Here is a 21087-nt window from a genome sequence, read left to right as displayed (position 1 = left end):
CGTAGCGATTCACTTCATAAGAAGCCATACGGTATACTTTTTCGCAATGAGATAACTTTTTCTTATTATGCTAAATGTTATTAAGAAATACCATTCCGTATTAACATGTATACAAGTGGAAAACGCTGGATGCTGTAAATAAGCTACATTACTACGGTGAAGGTAAACTGACACATCAACGAACAGCTTTTTACCATAACATAGGCAGGCTAGCCGTTTCCGTTCTATCTACAACCACAAAACAATCAGCCCTGGTGTAATAATTGATACCACTACTGCACTTACGACCATGGCAACGGTACTGATTGATCCCTCAAGCTGATTATGCTCCATCGCAGCTGCTGTTCCGATGGCATGGGATGCACAGCCCATGCCAACACCCCGTCCAAGATAGTGGTTGATTTTAAAAAACCGCAAAATGATTGTGCTAACCATCACGCCACCAATTCCGGCAATCATGACAAATACTGCTGCCAACGGAGTTATTCCTCCGGTTGAATCGGCGACGGCCATGGCGACTGGCGTAGTTACTGATTTTGGACTGAGCGAATAGATAATCAAGTCGTCAAAACCTGCCCATTTGGCAAGCAATATACCTGTGGACACCCCGACTACTGCACCAACCATCGTTCCACTGAAAACGGGAAGAATCAGTTCCTTTAGGATAGTACGTTGCTGGTAAAGTGGATAAGCGAGTGCAACCACGGCCGGACCTAACAGTTTATTGATCCATTCACCGCCAATCATGTATGTGTCATAAGGAATATGGAACGTTAACAGCACAACAACAATCATAAATGTTGCAATAATGACTGGCAGAGTAAATGTAAAATCAACATGTTGATGAACCTTTACCGCTGCCAAATACATAAGTAGTGTACCACCAATTGCTGCCATTCCGATTAGTACATTAATCATGGTTAACTTCCCTCCGCTGCATCATCCATTGACTTACAAAACCTGAACCGGCCATTACCAAAACCGTGCTGACAAGAACAATAAAAATGAGAAGAGATCCTTTACCGGTAAAAACATCCATGTAATCCAGGATCCCAACCGTAGCGGGGATAAAGAACAGGGTTAAATTTTTAATGATGACATTTGCACCATCCTCAATCCATGCTGCCTTCACTATATTCATTGAAAGCAGAACAAACAACAGGATCATGCCGATGACACTTCCCGGTATAAATAAATGGAAAACATGCTGAATTCCATTACCAATTAAACAAACGCCGTATAAAATTGCAATTTGTAAAAATATTTTGAATAATTTCAACAATGATGACACTTCTTTCTAATAAAAGGGGATTAAAAAATATACTAGAAGAGTCTATATTACACTTTCTAGTATTCTTTGAAAAGTATTTTGCTTCATGCTTGTCCTATAAGGCCCAATTCACCATCCTGACAGGTAGATCAGTACAGGTGCTATGATTATTACTCGACAAGGAGCTTTCCCTAATTTCGCAGCCACTTATCGAAAAAGTCCCGATAACCCTGTTTCATAACTGTACTTGAGAAATGGTTGAATGCATATTGCCTATTTTCCCGCGACACCTTATTTGCTGATGCCAAAGCCATATTCACCAGCTCGAACCAGTTCTTTTCATTACCGGAAAATGCATGTTTGGAACTGATATGATCGTAACACGGATGCTCCGGTTTAACGATGATTTTTCCCATTGCCAATGCCTCCGTCAGCGGCATGGCAAACGTATCAAATATAGAACAGCTCCAATATACTTTGGCACTATTCATGAGCAAGAATATTTCATCCTGTGTTAAGGCAAACCGTAATTTCACATTGTCTGGTATGGAATATCGTTTCATACTTTCCCTGTACCGCTCTCCCCCGAATACCATAAATACCTCCTTGTCCGGATTTTGCCGGGCATATTCCAGAACCAGCTCGGGCCTGCGATTTGCTTCATCCCTGCCAATCCAGAGCACGCGGTTGGGAACGATTTGCATCGGGTCAAAATGCTTGTCAGCTAAATCTTCATTAAAACCAATCGGGATTACCGTAACATCATCAACTCCAAATACTGTATGTAATTGCGTTTTTAAATATTCGGTTTGGACGATAGCCTTATCCACAATGTAATAAAATGGTTTCATCATCTCGTAACCGGTTAGTGCCGGATCCGGAAAACTGTGCGGGAAAAGCACACTATTTTTAATGAACATTTTTAAATAGGTAAAGCCTGAAACGGTATAAATAACATGATCAATATTTTCCGCGTAAATTTTATCAAGCACAATGTCGTAGTTTACCAAATCCCCTTTTTCGTGCTCGTAGCCTGACAAGTGGTCATACCCGCTAACATGCCGTTCCGGGGAGATAAAAACGATGTCGATCCCCAATTCCTTTCCGATTTGCTTTAGTCTATCGGCAAAAACACGAGGTCCCTGTGCTTCGGCAAATTGTATTTTCCGCATCAGTAATCCAACTTTTTTCATCTCTATCTACCTCTTAACAGTTTTTCTCTTCCTAAAATTTCTTGTGATTATTTTACCACAGTCCATAATTTTATTAGGCATTAACGGGCTGTAATCACCCTAAAGCGTGCAGAGTCCGTATGCCTTTGCCTGCATTAGCTCGCCTGTTTGTCGGAACCCCTCTGGATGAAGTATTACTTTATCTGACCGTACAATAGTTATGCTTTCGTCCTTGTTTCCCGCTGGTGAACATGCATAAGAAGACGGTACAAAAGCAAGGTCAATAATTGTGTAATTAGATACACACCAAACGAATAAGCTAACTTCCATCCATGGTAATTAAAAAAATGAAAGATGACGGATATCCCTTCAAACATCATCCCGAATAATGACCAGACCAAAATGTACAGGAAAATCCCCACCCCGCGAATGTGAAATTTTTCAAAAAAATAGATAAAAAAATAGGAAAACGGTGCATATAGACAATAGGCGATAATATCAAACAATTCATATTTATCTGTGTCCATCAAATTGTAAAAATTCAAATCGGGCGATGACAACAAATGATCGAACAGCCTGGCAATGACTGCTCCCAAAAGCATCATAACAATGGTAATACTTAAAGGAAACCTTTTGGGGAGTAAAAAAAAGAGGGAAAAAGAAAGGATTAGCCCAATGATGATAAAGACTTCATTTTCATCGAAAGCTATTGGTAAAAAAGTCATTAGCCGATTCCCTCCTTCCGTAAAACGCGTCTAAACCACCGATATAATATATACGTTGAGAATAAAACCAACGAAATAACGATAAGTGATTGCCAAAAAGACCAGTCCCGATAAGCTATTATTTCTCCTTTTACAAGCAAAAGCTCTGTACCATATATAACAGCAATGGAAAAAAACGTAAACATAACCTTCCATAATCGCCCGCGAATTGCTGCCAGCAAATTAAAATATGTCAGGTATAGTAATGGAAGAACGATAACTTCGTATAAACGGTAAACAAAAAACAGTTCAAGGCTCCCCGTAATATCCCATACCTGCAGATTAACGTATAAAATTGCAGAAAAGCTTGTGATCAAGAACTCCAATACCATAAAGATAAACAAATTCTCAAACACGTTTAACTTTTTCCCGGAAACAGAAAAGGCGATGATATATAGGATTGTCAGGTAAACAAAAAGAAGCGAATACATCTAGCTCAACTCACATTTTTTATTACTATTATTTGCTAAGACAAAGTGAATAATGTAAATGAGCTTATATTTTTGATGAATAGTTTCTGCCTGACGCCTTTTACAAGGGCGGTATCCTACAGCTTCCACCTTTTGTATATCAACAAAAAATTCTATATTCATTTTTTTCGGCTTGTTTGACCTGCAATAAATTTTCGTTGTTTTTACAGTTGTAATTGTGGACCGGCCGGCGGAATATTCCGAACCAGATTTCGCTGGATAGATGTCGTTTGCATGACTGTTCGTTTTCTTGTACTGCCGTTTATTCCGTTCGTATGCTGTCTAAAGTCACATCATTTAGCAGGAAGTATGTACTAGTGACATATTAGTCGGGCAGGAGGAATGACTAACCTTTTCACCGTTTGTGATAGTTTTATCTGAGGTCAATTCAAGGTTTCATGAAATAAATACTTCAGCCCTCGGTATTCCCAAAATAGGGTACCAAGGGCTTTATGCTTCATAAATGAGTTTTTCATATATATAGTTACAACTCTAAAATGATGTCTAGTATGACCAAAAATAAATTAGCAATTACATGCGTACAATAACCGCCCCTCCTCCAGACGGGGTTGAAACAGTTTGAGTTTGTTCTGGCGGATTTTGCAGGTGCCGGATTATCTCATTGTTTTGTTCTACTAATTGCACAAGCAGATGTTGCATATGGTCTAACTGCGTTTTCATATCGAACCCAGGTTCACTATATGGTGTATACGTTATTGGGTTATAATAGTAACCATTTGCATTTGTTCCATTATGCTGTCCGGTGAATGTATGAGATCCTTCGTAGCCATTAGGTGTTTTATGGAGACCTTTAGGGTATTGTTGATGATTAGGTGTTTCAGAAAATTGGCTGCTTGATGAAGGTACATTGTATCCACTTTGAACTCCGGTTGGACGCCGTAACGCATTACCGGTCTCCCTTTTCCCCTCGTAGTCTGAAGTTGGTTGATACGGATAATGACTATACATAGTTACCCCCCTCCGTCACAATATAATTTATTCAATATCCCGGAAAGGGGGTACATTTATCTGTAAATTGGTGAATTGGCCTATTTTAGGTTATTCAAAATTATCAAATGATACGGGCATGAACAACGGTTAATGCGACATTAATTTGTCAAAATAGGACTCAAGAAGGCTACTCCATAACGCCGCAAAATAAAAGCAACCAAAACCAGTTAAAAAGGGCCTTTCAACTCTTTTCTAAAGCAAAGGCCCGAGTATCAAAAAATTGTGTTTTCACATAAAACGATAAGATTTTAAAGGCATCGCTAAACCGTTCTCCACGTTACTGCTAGCTGTGTAGTAATTCGCTTAAGCAGGATTCTGGCATTATTTCCAATAATGAGCTTGAATACCTTTAAGCGTATCAACAGAACGATTAAATTTTTCTTTTTCAACGTCATCCAAGTCAAGTTCAACAATATTCTTCACACCAGAACGATCAATAACAGCAGGCGTACCGATATATACATTTTGATGTCCGTACTCGCCTTCTAACAACACACCAACCGGTAATGCAACCTGTTCATTTTTTAAAATTGCCTTCGTGATCCGAGCCAATCCCATGGCAATTCCGTAGAAGGTGGCTCCTTTTGATTCAATAATTTTATAGGCTGCATCACGCACTTCTACAGCAAGTTCCTCTCTTCTTTCATCTGTTAGCCTGGACGCTATCGATACTCCAGAAATGTTAGCCGCGCTCCAAACTGGAAACTGTGAATCCCCGTGTTCACCAATAATATAAGCATGAACGCTTGTCGGTGCCGTATTAAACTCTTTACCCAATAAAAAACGCAGTCTCGCGGAATCTAATATTGTCCCTGATCCTATTACCCTTTCTTTTGGTAGACCAGAAAACTTCCAAGTAGCATACGCCAAAATATCTGCTGGGTTCGTTGCCACTAGAAAAATGCCATTAAAGCCAGATTTCATAACGTCTCCTACAATCGACTCAAATATCTTCATGTTTTTGCTTACGAGATCCAATCTTGTTTCTCCTGGTTTTTGGGCCGCTCCTGCACTTATTACCACAATTGCAGCATCCTGGCAGTCCTCATAAGAACCATATTTGATCGTCATCGTACTAGGTGCATAGACAACTCCATGATTTAAATCCATCGCATCGCCTTTTGCTTTTTCTTGATTTACGTCCACAAGCACCAATTCATCACATAAACCTTGATTCATTAACGCATATACATAACTTGAACCCACAGCTCCCGTTCCAACTAAAACTACTTTGTTTCCAACTGTAATACCCATATTGTTCCCTCCAGCAAAACTTATTTGTGATAATATTTACATAGGTGAGTCAAAAATAAGGGAAATTACTCCAACCTATTTTTAAGATAAAATATATGTGATTTATTTCACAAATTAATTATACAACATTTCCTTAAATGTCTGCAACTGCTAATTATTTTCCCCTTAGTCGTTGCATGGAAAATTTCGGAGTATTAGTATGCACTGAACACCGGTTGGTAACCTTGACTCTTTACTTGCCTCACCTTTTCTCCAATAGGTTGACATAGATAATTATTATACATAATTTCCCCCTTTATCCAAATAATATTTATTCTTTTCTTGGAAGGGGGACTTTATCCGTTAGTTGGTGAATCGATCTATTCGTTAAGCTCCTCTCGCCTTCTTTTTGGATGGCAAAATGATTTGTTCCCCTTTTTCATAAATCCCTAATAGTTTCTTGACTAAAATTAGCTTAGATACAAATCGGCAAGCAACTGCAGATGCAAAAATACCTAGAATTGCTGCTGCAAGGACATCTCCTGGATAATGAACACCTACCCCGAATACGGGAAAGTCCGACACAGGCAGCTAATCCTATCCAAAAATATCGCAATCTTTAAGAAAAACTGGGCAAACCCCGCCCGGTCCTTTTCGTAGTTGAAAAAAGCCCAATTTCTTAATATAATACTAAGAAATTGGGCTTTTTAATATCGGAATTTCAGCGGTTTAAGGGAATATCCAAAATACGGCATCATTAATCGCTACTTCGTTTATAAGCAGGCTTTACGGAGAGAAGCCGAACAACTCGTACAAGTGGGCATTATTCATGAAAAAGAAAATACACACTATCTCACTTTTGGAAGAACTTCGCAAAGTCGTACGCATAAATAAAGGCATGTATCAAGAACGTCTATAACAGAATCAGCCTTGCCTTTCATTTTACTTTAAGTTTTTAACTCCCGTTTCTAATATTTCCATTTGCAGCAGTGTCTGTTCATCTGTAATGGTTTTATCTTTACCATTTATGACGGCTTCATATAAGTCATCATATACTCTGCCATAATCACCATTTACGGATTTCACTTTTTCTTCGCGGATTGTACCTTCTTCATCGATATATGTCAGTACACCATAATGTTTTATTGTATCTATACCAAAATCCTTGTTATCAGGCATGTAAAATAACTTTAAATGTTCTTCCTGACGATCTTTGGTTTGTTTCACAAAACACCCGTTTTTACCATAAACGGCGAAGCTGGGTCTTTCTTTAAGTCTAAAATAACTGGATTTTACAGATACCTTTAACCTGCCATAATATAAATCCAAATCGAAATAGTCATTCATTCTTCCTTGTCCTAATAATTGCCTTACATCATAATGTATATGATCAGGCTTGCCAAAATAGCTGATGACCTGATCTAGTGTGTGACAGCCATGTTGATATAAAAATGACGAAGCAGGATCAAAGGAATGAACAGACTCAGGTACTTCGGGACGATAATAGTCATAATGCATTTCCACTTCCAACAAGTCCCCCATTTTTCCTTCTTCAATGACCTTTTGAACGGTTAAAAAATCACTATCAAATCGTCTATTTTGGTACGCCTGAACAATTAATCCTTTCTCTTTTGCCAATGCAAATATTTCTTTTGCCTGTCTTGATGTTTCCATAAAAGGCTTTTCGACCAAACAGTTTTTATTATGTTCTAATACGATTTTTGTGTATTCATAGTGGCTGTCATGTCTTGTGCAAACCACGATGAGTTGAATGTCCTTGTCATTTAATAATTCATCTAAATCAGAAGTATAATTTACTCCTGCAATCCTATCCCAGCTATCATGTTCAGGATTTCTTCGATAAATTGTTTTTACCTTTATATTCTCTCTTTGCAGTACGAATGGCAGATGATATCTGTTCGTACTTTTCCCATTTCCAATATAACCGATAGTAAGCATAGCAGCCTCCTGAAATGTATTTATATGCAATATCTTCTGTTAATACCGAAGAAACAGTCTGTACCTATCCGAACGCCAAGTGAAAGGCTTTCTTCGACTTCTTTCATTGAATCGTTGAAAAAGCACCTCCTTATATGGATAAATTTATCATACTAGGAGGCACTTCTCTATTTATATACGTTATTTAGATACAGACTTATATTAAATCTTTAAAAAAGCTCGGGTAAGTATCTTTACTTATTACATCAAGTGTATAACGTGGAAGACGACACCAACCACGAACAATCCAAGTATCATGACAATTGGAGAAACTTTCTTCCTAAGCAGCCACATACAAAGAAGTGTTAGCAACAATCCAGCTAAACCGGGAATTAAGCTATCCAAGTTGTCTTGTAAAGTAGTTACCTCATATTCGCTTAATGATCGGCCCTCAGCTTGCTGTTCCATTGCAGATTTAATTCCTTCAGACCCAGCAGGTAATTTATCCCAATCAATATAAGCACCTTCGTCAAGTTGAACTTTAGATACCGTTGGTGTAAATGCTACAGATACCCAACGGTTAACTAATGAACCAAGGATGAACATCCCCAGTATTGCTGCACCTTTTGTAATATCCTGAAGTAATCCGCCAGATAAGTCATCCGTAATTTTAGAACCAGCTTTGTAGCCAAGTTCTTGTGTATACCACATGAATCCCATACGAATGATATTCCATAAAACGAAGTAAAGAATTGGTCCAAGTATGTTACCGGTCATAGCAAGAGAAGCCGCTAATGCACCGAGGATTGGTTTAACCGTGAACCAGAACATTGGATCCCCGATACCTGCTAAAGGCCCCATCATTCCGACTTTAACCCCTTGAATTGCCTTGTTGTCAACCGGTACACCATTTGCACGTTCTTCTTCAAGTGCTAAAGTTACACCAATAATAGGGGAAGCCACATAAGGGTGGGTATTAAAAAACTCTAAGTGACGTTCCAGTGCAGCAGCACGATCTTCTTTTGATTTATATAATCGTTTGATTGCGGGGATCATGGAAAATGCCCAACCACCGTTTTGCATACGCTCATAGTTCCAAGAACCTTGAATGAAAGTGGAACGCCACCAAATAGAAATACGATCTCTTCTTGATAATTTCAATTCTTGTGCCATTTTAATGTCCTCCTCCTTCTTTAGTAGTTATCAATAATATCGCCTAATGGATCACCAGTGTTTCCGTTTCCGCCATTACCCGAACCGCCTTGTTTAGTAAGCGCTAAATAGATAAGTGCAAGAGCTACACCGATACCGCCCAGACCCACAAGGGTGATAGATGGAATAGTCGCTAATACGAAACCAATTGCAAAAAATGGCCATACTTCTTTTGTTGCCATCATGTTAATTACCATTGCATAACCAACGGCTACTACCATTCCCCCGCCGACTGCTAAACCGTCTGTCAACCAGCTCGGCATTGCTTCGAGCATGTCTCTAACCGGACCTGCACCGATAGCCACAATCAATGCAGCTGGAATTGCAATACGTAACCCCTGCAGGCAGATAGCGATAACATGCCACATTTCAATTTTCCTAAAGTTCCCTTCTTTCGCTGCAGCATCCATTAAATGTACTATTCCTGTTGCAATGGTACGGACGACGATTGTCAATAATAAACCTGCAACTGCAAGTGGAACTGCAATCGCAATTGCGGAAGATACACCGGCTTGACCTTGACCACCTAAAACTAAAATAATTGCAGATGCAACAGATGCTAATGCAGCATCTGGCGCCACGGCAGCTCCGATGTTTGCCCAACCTAAAGCTATCAGTTGCAAGGTACCACCTAAAACAAGGCATGCCGCTAAATCCCCTGTAACCAAGCCGATTAACGTACAAGCAATGATTGGCTGGTGAAAGTGGAATTCATCCAATACGCCTTCCATACCAGCTAAAAATGCTACGATAACAATCAATATTATTTGAATAATAGTCAAATCCATAATTATTAATCCTCCTTTTTCTGGTAATCAGGATCATTTCTGTTTGTTTAACTCCGCTTGAGCCCTTTTAATAATTTCATCCATGTCGCCTTGTGAATCGTTCGGAACTTTACGTACATCGAAATTCAAACCAGCTTCTTTTAACTTAGTAAAAGCATCAATATCATCTTGACTAAAGGCCAACACCTTATTCGGTTGAACTTTACCAGGTGAGTGTGCCATAGAACCAACGTTGATTGTCTCCAGTGGAACACCACCTTCAACCGCTCTAAGCGCATCTTGCGGGTTTTCGAAAAGAAGTAACGCGCGCTGGCCGCCAAAGTGTTGATCATCTTTAGCAAGTTCGATCATTTTATTAACAGGAACAACGTGTGCTTTTACACCTGAAGGAGCAGCCTGTTGGATCAATTTCTTACGAAGTTCATCCTTCGCTACTTCATCAGACACAACGATGATACGTGTAGGCAGTGTATTTTTGGTCCAGGATGTCGCAACTTGTCCGTGAAGTAACCGAGAGTCAATACGCGCTAACACATATTCAAATTTACCAGGAGCACCTGTACTTGCTGGTTGAGCAGTTTCTGCTGCAGAAACTGCTGGTTCTAATTCTTCAGGTTTTACTTTAACCGCTTCTTTAGCTGTGCCAAGAATATGAGCAGCAATTTCATGCGCTGTGTTCATTGAGAAGCGCGATGAATAAGCTTCGATCAACATTGCCAAGTTCAAACCAGCAACAATTGCCCATTTATCTTTGTGTTCTTCCACCAAGCTGTTGGCTTGGTTGAAAGGAGTTCCACCCCAAAGATCGACTAAGAATAATACTTCGTCTTGATTGTCGAAAGAAGCGATTGCTTCTTTCATTTTTGCCTTTACATCATCAGGTCCTTCGCTCGGCATCAATGTAACAGCTTTTACATTTTCTTGTTCTCCAAAGATCATCGCACCAGATTGCAAGATACCGTTTGCAAATTCACCGTGACTAGCAATGATAATTCCTACCATCTTTTTACCTCCTCTATTATTGTTAAGGCTTCTATAAACATGGTAAGCTCCTAAAGTAGTATTTTTTTCAGCTCATCTGAGGCGATTACATTTCGTAATAAAAAAAGCATGAGCAAAAGTAGACTAGTGAGTTAAATGAAAGCAGGGCGGGATAAAAAGACCTACATTCTTCGTTTTAATCACTACTTTTTACTCATGCCTGATCGAATCAGTAACACGTAAAAAATATTTGCGATGGTTATTTTTTTGAAAAGGCTTTAATAATAGCGTTAAACAAACCATCAACCGAACTACTTTAATAAGCTTCTATAAAGTAGAGTAACACACCGGTTTTCCTCTTTCAAGAAAACAGTTATTTGTTCACACCTCCGTAACAGTTTCTCCGTTACCAATTATGAAGATGTCCCAACAAAAAAAAGACAAGTTCCAACCTGTCTTGGATGTAAAACTATTACTTTTTAGATTTAGGCTTGAAATTGCGTTTGATGACATCAAAGAAACCTAATGATTGGACCATATGATTCGGATCAACGTATTCACGAATTGCTCGAAGGACCTTTTTCGGATCTTTTGAGGAAAATGTATATGTCCCATTCCGCTTCGTTTGGATAGCATAACGCGGGATCCATTTCCCTTTAAACAAGACTGAAGCGATCACATAATCAACTTCTTCCCAAGGAATTTGAATAAACTTACGAGCATCACGATTATTGAAGAATTCAAATCCTTTGTCTCCAATCATAATCTTACCATAATCTGAAATTCTTATATGTGAGGTTGCATCAATAACTAAATCGACTTTTGTGTTGATTGATTGGACCATTTGATCTACCCCATTTCTTTCTTTTCATAATACTATTATACACGCTTTACCAATTAAATAAAAAATACTTGGGACAAGTTACAGCATTCCTTCATAGAGACTTGTCAATAGTGCATGTATTCCTTATAACTGAGCAATGAACATGAATGAAAATTCAATTGGTTCAGTTAAACCTGTGATGAAGAAAGTTAACACAAACCTTATTGACTTATGATACGGCTCTGCGTGTTTTATTAGCTGGTAAAACATCTACAGAAGAAAACCAGAAGGTTATCTTCTTAATATCCTTCCGGTTATCCTCAACATGTATTTCTTTTATTAGAGACCTTATTAAAAGCTTTTTCTCTTTTCCATCCGCTTGGTCGAATAACTCATTAAAATTTTTCAAAGTATATATAATTGATTCTTCATCTAACTCTACATTATGGCTATCCAGTTTGCTTTCTAATGACCTTAGACTATGTTCAACTTCATTAATTTTTTCTTGTAAGCCGTTCATTAACCGATTATAAGTGGTAGTTTCAATATCGTCATTAAAATAGTCCTCATCAAGTTTAGTTCGCTTATCATATAGTTTCTGCAACTGTTGCTTATAGATTTTTATATCTTTGGTGTATATACTGCTTTCGTTGTTCTGATTATCTTTTAATTCACCAATCAAATCGTTGATGAACTCTTTATTGTTAATCATTCGCTTAATAACTTCTAATACCTTTGGTTCTATCACTTCTTTTTTAATCAAGTTGGAAGTACAAACAGATTTCCCTTTTGTGTGAAAGGCTTGGCACATATAGTAGTATATGTAATCGCCTTTTCTCCCTTTAGCTTTACTCATTACTGTTCCCGCACCGCATTTAGGACACTTTAAAAGACCAGTTAAAAACAGATTCCCATTAAAATTGCGATTAGTGGTAAATGATTTCTTTTGTGCTTCATTTACTGTTTGTACCTTGTTCCATAATTCTTCAGATATAATAGGTTCATGATGACCTTGCACGATTATTGGGTCAGTTTTACCTTTTCTTCTTTTAGTGCTCCACTCTGCATGTTTCCTCCAAACAAGTTTACCTCTATAGACATGATTGTGTAATACTGCTTTTACACCAGCTATGCTGAAATCTTTGCCTTTCTTGGTTTTAAGTCCTTTGCCATTCAGTATATTAGTTATTACCTTGTAGCCTTTACCAATTGATCTTAACTCAAATATCTCTTTTACTATTTTGCTTTCTTCCTCATTAACCACCAATTTTTTATCCTTTGAATTGTACCCTAAAATCACTCCTCCATTCCAGTACCCTTGTTCTGCTCGTTGCTTCATTCCTGAATTGACCCTATCAATTATTGTAGCTCTTTCATAACGAGCAAACGTACCTAATAAAGAAATAAACATGTAACCAGTTGGACTAGACGAATCCATTTCTATTGATGTGACTACCAACTTCTTATTATTTGGTGTTAACTCATTATCTATCAAATTTACAACATCCGTATTATTACGGGATAATCTATCCACTTTCCAGATTAAAATGACATCTACTCTATCCTTGCTTAAATCCTTGAACATCCTTTGAACTTCTGGACGGTCAAAATTCTTACCTGAGTATCCACCATCCCTATAAACATCATAAACCTCGTACCCTTTATTTTTTGCATATTCTTTTAATGTATTTTCTTGAGCATCTAATGAATAACCAGTTTTTTGCTCTTCTGTCGAAACTCTTGTATATATAGCAGCGACTTTACTCATTTGTACCTCTCCCTTGGAATAAAGCTAGAGGATTTTCACCCCTAGCTTTCTTTATTGGTATTTAAAGACAAACTATATTTTCTAATCATTTCTGCTAACAACTTTATGGCTTCGTTCTTTTTCACTTCTTTTTCTGTCGGTATTACTACTGTGCTTGTTCTGTCTTCCAATTTATTCACCTCTTGTGGTATCTAATATAGAGACGTGCTGACCAGTTGATGTAACTTGTCCGTATTTGTAAAAACCTTTATAAAAGTCCTCTTTATCGAGTATTCTTTTTACTTGTACTTTCGTGAAACTCTTATTGTGTCTAGTGGTGTACCCTTTATCATTTAAAGCTTCCGCCAACTCTGATAATGACCAACTGGGAAAATCGCTTCTCAACTTATATAGTTCACGTACAACTTCCGCTTGCTTATTATTGACCCTTAATTGTTTGCTTCCTTTTTTAGCGTCATATCCGAAAGTTGCTCTTCCACCAGCATAACCACCATTTTGAGCCTTACGTCTTCTACCTCTGCTTAACTTCAGTGTTATTTCTAACCTTTGATATTGGTCTAACAACTCCATCATGCCATTAATAAAAAAGTCACTTGGATCGTGGTTGAAAATGCTGTAATTTGGCTGTTCTATCGAGTTAATGTCAACTTTATTTTTCTTTAACTCCCTTTGAATCAGCACCTTTACAATATCCGAGCGCCAAAGTCTTGAAGTATTTAATACAATAACCTTTGTCGTGTCCAGATGTTCTAAATCTGAAAGCATTTCTTGTAATCCATCACGTTCAATTGTCATTGCTTCTTCATCAACTTTTGCTCCGCTTATGCCCTTGTCCTTATAGATGTGAATTAGTTCTAAATCCTTTAAATTGCAGAATTTCTTAATTTCTTCTACTTGATAATCTAAGCTATAACCGTCTTTTACCTGTCCTTTGGTAGATACACGAACATACCCCACCACTTTTTCCATTACAGATACCTCCTGCGTTACAAAAACTTTAATTTGTGTAACGTTTTTTAGCATGAATAACACTATACGACCTTCCCGCCAGATATTACAACGGTCAAATTAAAGCTATAATGCAACGCAGAATGATTTTCTAAATAATGCTTTCTTCGTCATTAATACTGTTGTAAGAAAATCTGTATTTACTTAATTTTTGCGTGATAACTTGAATCTCTTTATCTAATCTGTATTTGTTATCTCTAATCGGTGTAAAACTTTCTGGCATCGATCTATTACTATTTGGTTTTGCGTTATGCCAAGAACAACCCGCTTTTTTTAGTAATCTTACGTGCTCGTAAAAGGTAGATGGTTTTAAGCTTTTCTTAACAAAAGCTTCTCCTAACGTTGCCATTTGGTACCATGTACTAAATAGACTTATTGACCGTTTTTTACCGTACATTTGCCATAACCTATCTTGCACATTACTTATTGTCCTTACTAAGTCCTTATTATTTCCGGTTTCTTTTAAAAACCCTTTAATTTGCTCATTGTAAGCCTTTCTAAGATAATCCTGGCTAATGTCATCAACCATTGGATAAAAGCCAAAATCTTGCTTTAATTTACGTGATTTTAGCTCTACTTCAACACGCAGTATCTTGTCGGCTTTATCCTGTAAAACCTGTGTATTATAAGAAAGAAACCGACTAATACGTTTAGCGTCATGCTTTTTAAATTCAGTCCCTTTATGGTAAAACTTGAGGCATGTAGCGGTTTTATTAACATGAACACCATGTGTACCATATCTATGAACATTATGACTATTGCTTACTGTATCTATTTGAAGACCATTAAACCACTCAAATATAGCTTCTTTCGAAGGAAGTTCAAAAACTTCGGCTACGTCAATTCTTCTAACTTCCCAATCTTCCGCTCTTGGCATTTCGAGATTTAATAACTCACTAACTAAATCAATCAACCATCTAACAGAAGCTTTAAAATCCTCTGTTCCGCCATAGACGTTATGACCTACCATAGCTTTATGAACACTACATTCCAAAGTAATAAACGGCTGACAAGGCTTATTATATGGTTTATTATTTTCAAACCCTTTCTGCATACGTTCTATTTTCACAGAAATACGAGCATCATATGAACCTTGTAATTTTGCAGTAGTCAATGAATACAAAACCTCACCCGATTCCATACTCCAACCTTGTCTTCTGATACTTTGATTTTCTATACAATGCGCTAAATTCTCACTTATAAATGGCGAACGTAGAGTAATAGTGTCAATTGCCATACATATACCTCCTGAATTTTTAATTATTTAAGTTCTGACATAGTTTTTTACCGTGATACTAACGGACAAATTGCATTATTCTCACCTCACTTTTTTAAAATCTGAATTCTGCTTTCATACGACTTATAAAACAAACTGCGAATTTTTTAAGTAAAAATATAAAAAAATAAAAAGAACAACCATTTAAAAGTGGTTGTCCCTTCATCTGCGTATTTATTTTTATTTGCGAGTAGTTTTATACTTCACAGTCCTAAAATTGCAAATTCAACCATTTAAGCCTGTTTACGTTGTTCCCTTGCCTTTGAAATAATATCTACTAACTCATCTAATGAACTTGTATCTTCGCTAGTTTCCTTAGCTGACAGCTCTCTGTTTTCCCTTATAAGTTCATATGCTCTAGCGTCAATACGTGTTAATGCTTCCTCTAAACGATCAATAAATTTATAATTAGGCTTTTCCTTGCTCAATTCTTCGTTATAGCGTTGCATTAGTCGCCTTGTCCGTATTTCTAGCAACTTGTAACGCCCTTTTACTTGCTTTTCTACTTCTTCTGGTACACTGCCAAACAGTTCTTTTTCTTCATCAGTCAATGTATCATAAGCAATTGTTTCATATTCACCAGTTTTTACTGCATTTTTATTTCCCTTTAGACTATTACTATGCTTTTTCTTGTCTATTGGTCCTCGACTTAAACCGCCATGAAACCTACACCGACCATTTTTAAGAGCTTTATTTTGGCACGGTTCTCCGTTCTTTTTCTTTTTAGCACCGCAAATATTTTTCTTAGTCACTTATTATCCCCCTTCCTCATGCGCATAGAGTATCGTTTTTCAAATAAAGGGGGAGCAGTTATCGCTCCAACACTTCCTATATGCAATAAATATCATATTTCTATTTTTCCATCTAAAAATGCTTGAAAGTTCTCTTTAAAGTGCTTTTCGTATTGCTTATATTCCTCTATTAGTCCTTTTTTGCTTAGAAATGCTCTAAATGCTAGTTCTGATAACAAGCGTCTTTCTGCTATATCTGCTACTTGTTCAAAATCTTCATTTGATTGCTCTAACTCTTTTTCTAGTTGTTCAACTGTTTTAGGCATTACTGTTCCTCCTCAGCTTTACGTTGATAAAACCTTTCTTGTGCTTGCTTTTGTTTTTCTAAGCCATTTATACTTTCTCGGTAGCGTTTTTGATATTCACGCATTTTAACTTTGTTTTCTGGTTTCTGGCGCCACTTTCTTAAATACTCACGCATATACTTACGTCTAGCTTCTTTAGCCTTTTCACTCATAGCCATTATTCTTCACCTAGTTCATTTAATTGCTGTTCTGTGTCTGCTACTACTTGCTCTGCATTAACAATTAACTGTTCTTGGTGTTGTATCATACTTTCTGCTTCCGCCTTTACAGATTCCAATTCTTCTTTTTTACGTTCTAGACTGCGTTTTTCACGTGGTAGCTTTTGTTCTAATCGTGCTTTATAGCCTTGCAAATCTTCTAGCTTATTAAGTGCCTCTACTCGTTCGCGATCTAATTGGTTTGCTACTGTACCTTGAAGGTGATAGTAACGGTGTTCCAACTGTTTAGCTTCTATAACATCACCGTGTTCTAAAGCCTCTACATGCTTTTTCCACAGTTCCTTATATTGCTTCGTATTCGCATCAATTTTTTCTCGAATCGCTTCAACTTGTAGTTCTGCTGCTTGAATTTTTCCTAGTGTATTTTTCTTTTTTGCCATTTATAGAACCTCCTAGAGTATTATTGAAATAAAAAAGCCCTACCTCGCTAAAAGTTAATAAAGCGAGATAAGGCTTATAAGTTTTCTAAAAGGTTTTTAAGTATTGTCTGGTGCTTTACCAAGGCAACCAAACTAGAAATGCAGATAGTGTAAATCTGTTCCAAAGGAGAACAGATAAAACAAGAAAAAATTATATATACTTGTTTTATCTGTATAAAAATATACTAACACCATATTTGGTTTTTGTTAACACATCTTCACTAAACGCTTCATTCCTATAATATATGTTAATTTTCAAACTCTACTGTTACACTGGACATTTTCTCTAGCTGAGAACATAAGGTAGTACGGATCATTTCATTTTTTTTATATTTTTGAATAACCTCTTGTTGTTTAACAGTATCGAACTCGCCATTAGAAGTGATAGGTATGTCCACCGTAACATTTTCTTTAATGTTCTTTAAGGAAGCTCTGTAAGTCCTGTCAAATCCATAAATTTCTTTGGTAGCTCGTAGTGCATACAGAAGATATTCAGGTAGTATAGTTGGTTCCAAAATTTTCAATACCCCACAATGGTCAGTGGGATAAAAAGGATAATCCTGAGGCAAGTAATTCCAATCGAATATTCCATCAATTCCCCAGATAAGAGAAGGTGTTGAAAAGTCTACATTGCTACTTTTTTTCACAAAGCCAAATGGTTCAAATACATTTGCACTATAAACAGGCACACCCTCATCTATTATTTCTCTCTTTAATACACGTTTTCCTATAGCTAAAGAAAATAGCTTTTCATCTGATAACGCAACCGATGCCTTTGGGCTTTCATCATTAATAATAATATAGGCATCTTTTAAAGTCTCATAGTATTGACTCAACTGGTTTTGTATCCCATGTATTTTTCTATATTTTAGAAATATATCGTTTTGAACTTCAAAATCAAAATTATCCTTATCGTTAATTGGTATTTCCACTTCAATCTCTTTGACTTTTTCCTTGCTAGCAGTTTTACTCCATTCAAAACCCAAGCTTAGTAATTTCTTTTGAACAATTATTTGCATATAACCAAGATGAATTGAGTTTTGGTAACCCTCTTTTAAAACCATGGGTCTGTGATGGTCATTTGTAGTAAATTTATGCTTATGCCAAAAAACATAACCTACTGAACCTTCTCTGTTCCACCCTAAACAATTATTAAAGTACGTTACCTCTGGTATATCATCACCTATAAACCCAATTGGAGTTTCAGTTTTTCTTCCGCCATAAACAGGTATGTTCCCTTCGTGATTTCTTATAAATTCTTGGGTCACGCCTCTAATAGCAGGGAAGTGGAAGATTTCAGATAATGGAACTAATTTAGTTTTCTTGATCATTACCACTATCTCCCCCTACTACATATTCTGTTAAAAACTCTCTAATTTCTTCTGCTAAGGAAAAGAACTCTTCCTCTGATAATTCTTCCTTTTCCTCTGATATACCTAACACTTGCTTTTCTTCTTCACTCCACATCCTATCTATCATCCAATGATTATAATTGTTAAAATCATCGAAGTCTTTTATCTTCAATCTTAAAGAATTCGGAAGCTCTACATTTGCTTTAAAAAGATTAAATAATTTGACTGCCTCTTCAAGGTCATTTTCTTCTATTGGAAACCTCTTTGTATCTCGAGTCTCGCCAATTTCGCTAGCTAAATATAGAAAAACTGGTTCATTTTGCATATGGTTATCGTGTTTTTTCTCTAATATTAAAATATAAGTCTTCTTAGGTGTAGCATAAAAGGTTCGAACTGGTAATGATACTATACCTTGAACAATGCATTGATTTTTTATATATTTTAACATTGATTTCTGATTAAGTAGACCATCAGGTACAATTACCAGTGCCTGTCCGCCAGGTTTCAGGTTTTTAATTATCCACTCTATAGCAATAGATTCAGTTCCTCTGCCTGAAACTGAATAATAATCAGCTAGTTCACTGCCTTGTATAGCTTCTTTCAGAGCACTAGAACCACTGGTAACGTATGGCGGATTGGTGATTATTAGGTCATATGGTTCTTCATCAGTTAATTCAAAAGTACCTAGATTAGACCTTATTAAGTTGAATACTTTGTTAAAAGCATTAGTGCTAAACTGCTTTAATAACTCTTCTGAATGGTAACTAGAAAGTAAGTCAGAAAAATAAATTAGCATATTTGCTTTTGCTAAAATAATTGTGCGCTCATCATCTTTTTCATCTGTACCTTTATCATATCCAACTAGAGAAATTTCAGGTTGAACCTTTTGGTTTTTTGGTTCAAACTCTCTAGATATATTTTTATTTAGTAAAATTGATTCTAGAAGGAACCCTCCTACACCACAAAAAGGATCACATACTCTAGCTCCACTTCTAAGATTACTGGCATTTGACATCTTAACCATTGCTTGGACAACATTCCTTGGTGTGAAATATTGCCCTAGTTTTTTTACGCCAGCACTTTGTCTCAAAAATGTTTCATATAGTCTAGTTTTAAATTCTTTTCTTACATATTTGAAAGAACCATTTTCTTCATCATATTTCTGGAAACTTTCTAATACTTGCCCAAATAAAGTAGCTTGTGAAAGATTAGGTTCCCCGCTCTCATTCACAAAGATGGTACCATTAATAACTGTGGTACCATCTTCCCCCTTGGGAAACATTTCTTGTATATCTTTTCTACACCTATCAGCATAGTGCTTTAATGCTTCTTCATTAGAGAATTCTTCTTTTAATTGATATACGCTCTGAAAATTGTTGTTAGATTTTAAAACACGTATGTCACTTAAAAACTTGAACACAAATATTTCTACCACGTTATATAAACACTTTTCCGGTTCTTTGCCAGTATTGATCCATATTTTCTGCCATACTTCTTTTGCTAGAGGCGTTGGGTCTAGAACTTCTGGTTCCATAATGTTGTTGTTGGTTTCATTTAAAGAATATTCTGCTTGATCTATTAAGTTCTCCAAGTCCACCTTTTCCTCAGAAGTAATATTACCTGATATAAGGTTTTTACTGTTAAATACAATTGAGATAGGATCGCCATTTTTGAATATTTCTTTACCGTTCAAAGCATTTATCCAGAAACTCTTATTTCCATCAGTAACAATCAATATTTTACATAGCAATTTTGCGACGTCTATTTCCTGATCTATAGCTTTTTGAATCTGTTTAGGAGTACTTAATTCCTCAGCAGTTTTATATTCAATAACTGCCTTTACATTACCACCTGGAAGCACGATTAAGCCGTCAGGTTTCTTATTCATCAAATTTTTCTTCTGCTTACTAATAATATTCGACTTTTTAAGCTGATTTAATGTCGTATTACCCAACTTATAATATAAATATCTTCCTATTTTTACAGGTTCAGTTTGTATTAATTCTTCACTCATGATTACACCTCTAAAACTTATGTATTTTCGGCAACCCTTAATAATATCACAATCAAAATTAATTCTTCAACATCATATAAAAGTATTCCACCTATATCATATTTTAAATTTGAGGTATAATCAATTATTAATTTGCTTTTTTCGTATATTTGTGATTAAATACCTTGTTTGGATATTCTCTAACGGTGTTTCAATTAAGTAAATCTAAATTTATTATCAAAAGTAAAGCAATCAAATAAAAAATGACAACTTAGTATATAGTTGCCATTTTTTT

General features: G+C 36.5%; 24 protein-coding genes and 1 pseudogene. 1 reads left to right on the top strand and 24 read right to left on the bottom strand.

The annotated features are described in order from the left end of the window. Positions 1–228: 228 nt before the first annotated feature. From IEX12_RS12455 to IEX12_RS12415, 9 genes are all read right to left on the bottom strand, one after another. On the bottom strand, positions 229–918 hold the full coding sequence (locus IEX12_RS12455; protein WP_088051572.1) for an LrgB family protein: 690 nt from the start codon (positions 916–918) through the stop codon (positions 229–231). Continuing rightward, on the bottom strand, positions 911–1291 hold the full coding sequence (locus IEX12_RS12450; RefSeq protein WP_286171127.1) for a CidA/LrgA family protein: 381 nt from the start codon (positions 1289–1291) through the stop codon (positions 911–913). Before IEX12_RS12450 ends, IEX12_RS12455 begins: the two co-directional genes overlap by 8 nt. 170 nt (positions 1292–1461) lie before the next feature. Next, positions 1462–2463 carry a glycosyltransferase gene (locus tag IEX12_RS12445; RefSeq protein ID WP_188725274.1) on the bottom strand — a complete coding sequence of 334 codons (1002 nt, stop codon included), beginning with the start codon at positions 2461–2463 and terminating at the stop codon, positions 1462–1464. Positions 2464–2660: 197 nt separating this feature from the next. Next, on the bottom strand, positions 2661–3167 hold the full coding sequence (locus IEX12_RS12440; RefSeq protein ID WP_088051575.1) for a hypothetical protein: 507 nt from the start codon (positions 3165–3167) through the stop codon (positions 2661–2663). Next, on the bottom strand, positions 3167–3637 hold the full coding sequence (locus IEX12_RS12435) for a hypothetical protein (RefSeq protein WP_088051576.1): 471 nt from the start codon (positions 3635–3637) through the stop codon (positions 3167–3169). The genes IEX12_RS12440 and IEX12_RS12435 overlap by 1 nt, the downstream gene beginning before the upstream one ends. Further along, complete coding sequence (locus IEX12_RS12430) at positions 3638–3853, bottom strand: Ada metal-binding domain-containing protein (RefSeq protein ID WP_371871316.1); 216 nt, start codon at positions 3851–3853, stop codon at positions 3638–3640. It abuts the gene before it with no gap. A 354-nt stretch (positions 3854–4207) separates the two neighbouring features. Then, positions 4208–4645: a hypothetical protein gene (locus tag IEX12_RS12425; protein ID WP_155554789.1), complete on the bottom strand. Its 438-nt coding sequence runs from the start codon at positions 4643–4645 to the stop codon at positions 4208–4210. Between the two features lie 363 nt (positions 4646–5008). After that, positions 5009–5941 (bottom strand): L-lactate dehydrogenase, encoded by a 933-nt coding sequence (locus tag IEX12_RS12420; RefSeq protein ID WP_088051579.1) that lies wholly within the window; start codon positions 5939–5941, stop codon positions 5009–5011. A gap of 366 nt (positions 5942–6307) precedes the next feature. Continuing rightward, a complete protein-coding gene (locus IEX12_RS12415; protein WP_088051580.1) occupies positions 6308–6505 on the bottom strand; it encodes a hypothetical protein in 198 nt (65 codons plus the stop codon). Between the two features lie 129 nt (positions 6506–6634). On the opposite strand from IEX12_RS12415, the pseudogene IEX12_RS23470 reads away from it, so the two are divergent. Next, a pseudogene (locus tag IEX12_RS23470) lies at positions 6635–6827 on the top strand (hypothetical protein); the annotation flags it as partial. 35 nt (positions 6828–6862) lie between these two features. On the opposite strand, the gene IEX12_RS12410 reads toward IEX12_RS23470, so the two are convergent. The 15 genes from IEX12_RS12410 to IEX12_RS12345 form a co-directional block, all read right to left on the bottom strand. Further along, the gene (locus IEX12_RS12410) at positions 6863–7879 is read right to left on the bottom strand and encodes an oxidoreductase (protein WP_088051581.1); all 1017 of its coding nucleotides are present in this window, start codon (positions 7877–7879) and stop codon (positions 6863–6865) included. Between the two features lie 240 nt (positions 7880–8119). Then, the gene (locus IEX12_RS12405) at positions 8120–9031 is read right to left on the bottom strand and encodes a PTS system mannose/fructose/sorbose family transporter subunit IID (protein WP_088051582.1); all 912 of its coding nucleotides are present in this window, start codon (positions 9029–9031) and stop codon (positions 8120–8122) included. 20 nt (positions 9032–9051) lie between these two features. Next, on the bottom strand, positions 9052–9858 hold the full coding sequence (locus IEX12_RS12400; protein WP_088051583.1) for a PTS mannose/fructose/sorbose transporter subunit IIC: 807 nt from the start codon (positions 9856–9858) through the stop codon (positions 9052–9054). 33 nt (positions 9859–9891) lie between these two features. Next, positions 9892–10860 (bottom strand): mannose/fructose/sorbose PTS transporter subunit IIA, encoded by a 969-nt coding sequence (locus IEX12_RS12395; RefSeq protein WP_088051584.1) that lies wholly within the window; start codon positions 10858–10860, stop codon positions 9892–9894. A 451-nt stretch (positions 10861–11311) separates the two neighbouring features. Then, entirely contained in the window at positions 11312–11683 is a 372-nt protein-coding gene (locus IEX12_RS12390) for a DUF956 family protein (RefSeq protein ID WP_088051585.1), read from the bottom strand. Between the two features lie 208 nt (positions 11684–11891). Then, positions 11892–13430 (bottom strand): recombinase family protein, encoded by a 1539-nt coding sequence (locus IEX12_RS12385; RefSeq protein WP_188725273.1) that lies wholly within the window; start codon positions 13428–13430, stop codon positions 11892–11894. 41 nt (positions 13431–13471) lie between these two features. Beyond that, a complete protein-coding gene (locus IEX12_RS23465) occupies positions 13472–13600 on the bottom strand; it encodes a hypothetical protein (RefSeq protein WP_286171126.1) in 129 nt (42 codons plus the stop codon). A 1-nt stretch (position 13601) separates the two neighbouring features. Further along, positions 13602–14399 carry a recombinase family protein gene (locus IEX12_RS12380; RefSeq protein WP_188725272.1) on the bottom strand — a complete coding sequence of 266 codons (798 nt, stop codon included), beginning with the start codon at positions 14397–14399 and terminating at the stop codon, positions 13602–13604. Between the two features lie 130 nt (positions 14400–14529). Next, positions 14530–15675 (bottom strand): phage/plasmid replication protein, II/X family, encoded by a 1146-nt coding sequence (locus IEX12_RS12375; RefSeq protein ID WP_188725271.1) that lies wholly within the window; start codon positions 15673–15675, stop codon positions 14530–14532. A gap of 272 nt (positions 15676–15947) precedes the next feature. Next, positions 15948–16466 carry an HGGxSTG domain-containing protein gene (locus IEX12_RS12370; RefSeq protein WP_188725270.1) on the bottom strand — a complete coding sequence of 173 codons (519 nt, stop codon included), beginning with the start codon at positions 16464–16466 and terminating at the stop codon, positions 15948–15950. Positions 16467–16558: 92 nt separating this feature from the next. After that, positions 16559–16771 carry a hypothetical protein gene (locus IEX12_RS12365; RefSeq protein WP_188725269.1) on the bottom strand — a complete coding sequence of 71 codons (213 nt, stop codon included), beginning with the start codon at positions 16769–16771 and terminating at the stop codon, positions 16559–16561. After that, the gene (locus tag IEX12_RS12360) at positions 16771–16968 is read right to left on the bottom strand and encodes a hypothetical protein (RefSeq protein WP_286171125.1); all 198 of its coding nucleotides are present in this window, start codon (positions 16966–16968) and stop codon (positions 16771–16773) included. The genes IEX12_RS12365 and IEX12_RS12360 overlap by 1 nt, the downstream gene beginning before the upstream one ends. Beyond that, positions 16968–17408, bottom strand: a complete 441-nt coding sequence (locus IEX12_RS12355; RefSeq protein WP_188725268.1) for a hypothetical protein — start codon at positions 17406–17408, stop codon at positions 16968–16970. The genes IEX12_RS12360 and IEX12_RS12355 overlap by 1 nt, the downstream gene beginning before the upstream one ends. A 287-nt stretch (positions 17409–17695) precedes the next feature. Beyond that, entirely contained in the window at positions 17696–18778 is a 1083-nt protein-coding gene (locus IEX12_RS12350) for a restriction endonuclease subunit S (protein WP_188725267.1), read from the bottom strand. Next, positions 18762–20813, bottom strand: coding sequence for an HsdM family class I SAM-dependent methyltransferase (locus IEX12_RS12345; protein ID WP_188725266.1), 2052 nt, complete (start codon positions 20811–20813; stop codon positions 18762–18764). Before IEX12_RS12345 ends, IEX12_RS12350 begins: the two co-directional genes overlap by 17 nt. Positions 20814–21087: the final 274 nt, after the last annotated feature.

Origin of the sequence: Lentibacillus populi (assembly GCA_014642895.1) — a bacterium.
GTDB classification, from domain to species: Bacteria; Bacillota; Bacilli; order Bacillales; family Amphibacillaceae; genus Lentibacillus_C; species Lentibacillus_C populi.
Note: the sequence above shows the minus strand (reverse complement) of the source record. Positions and strands in the feature narration are given on the sequence as shown.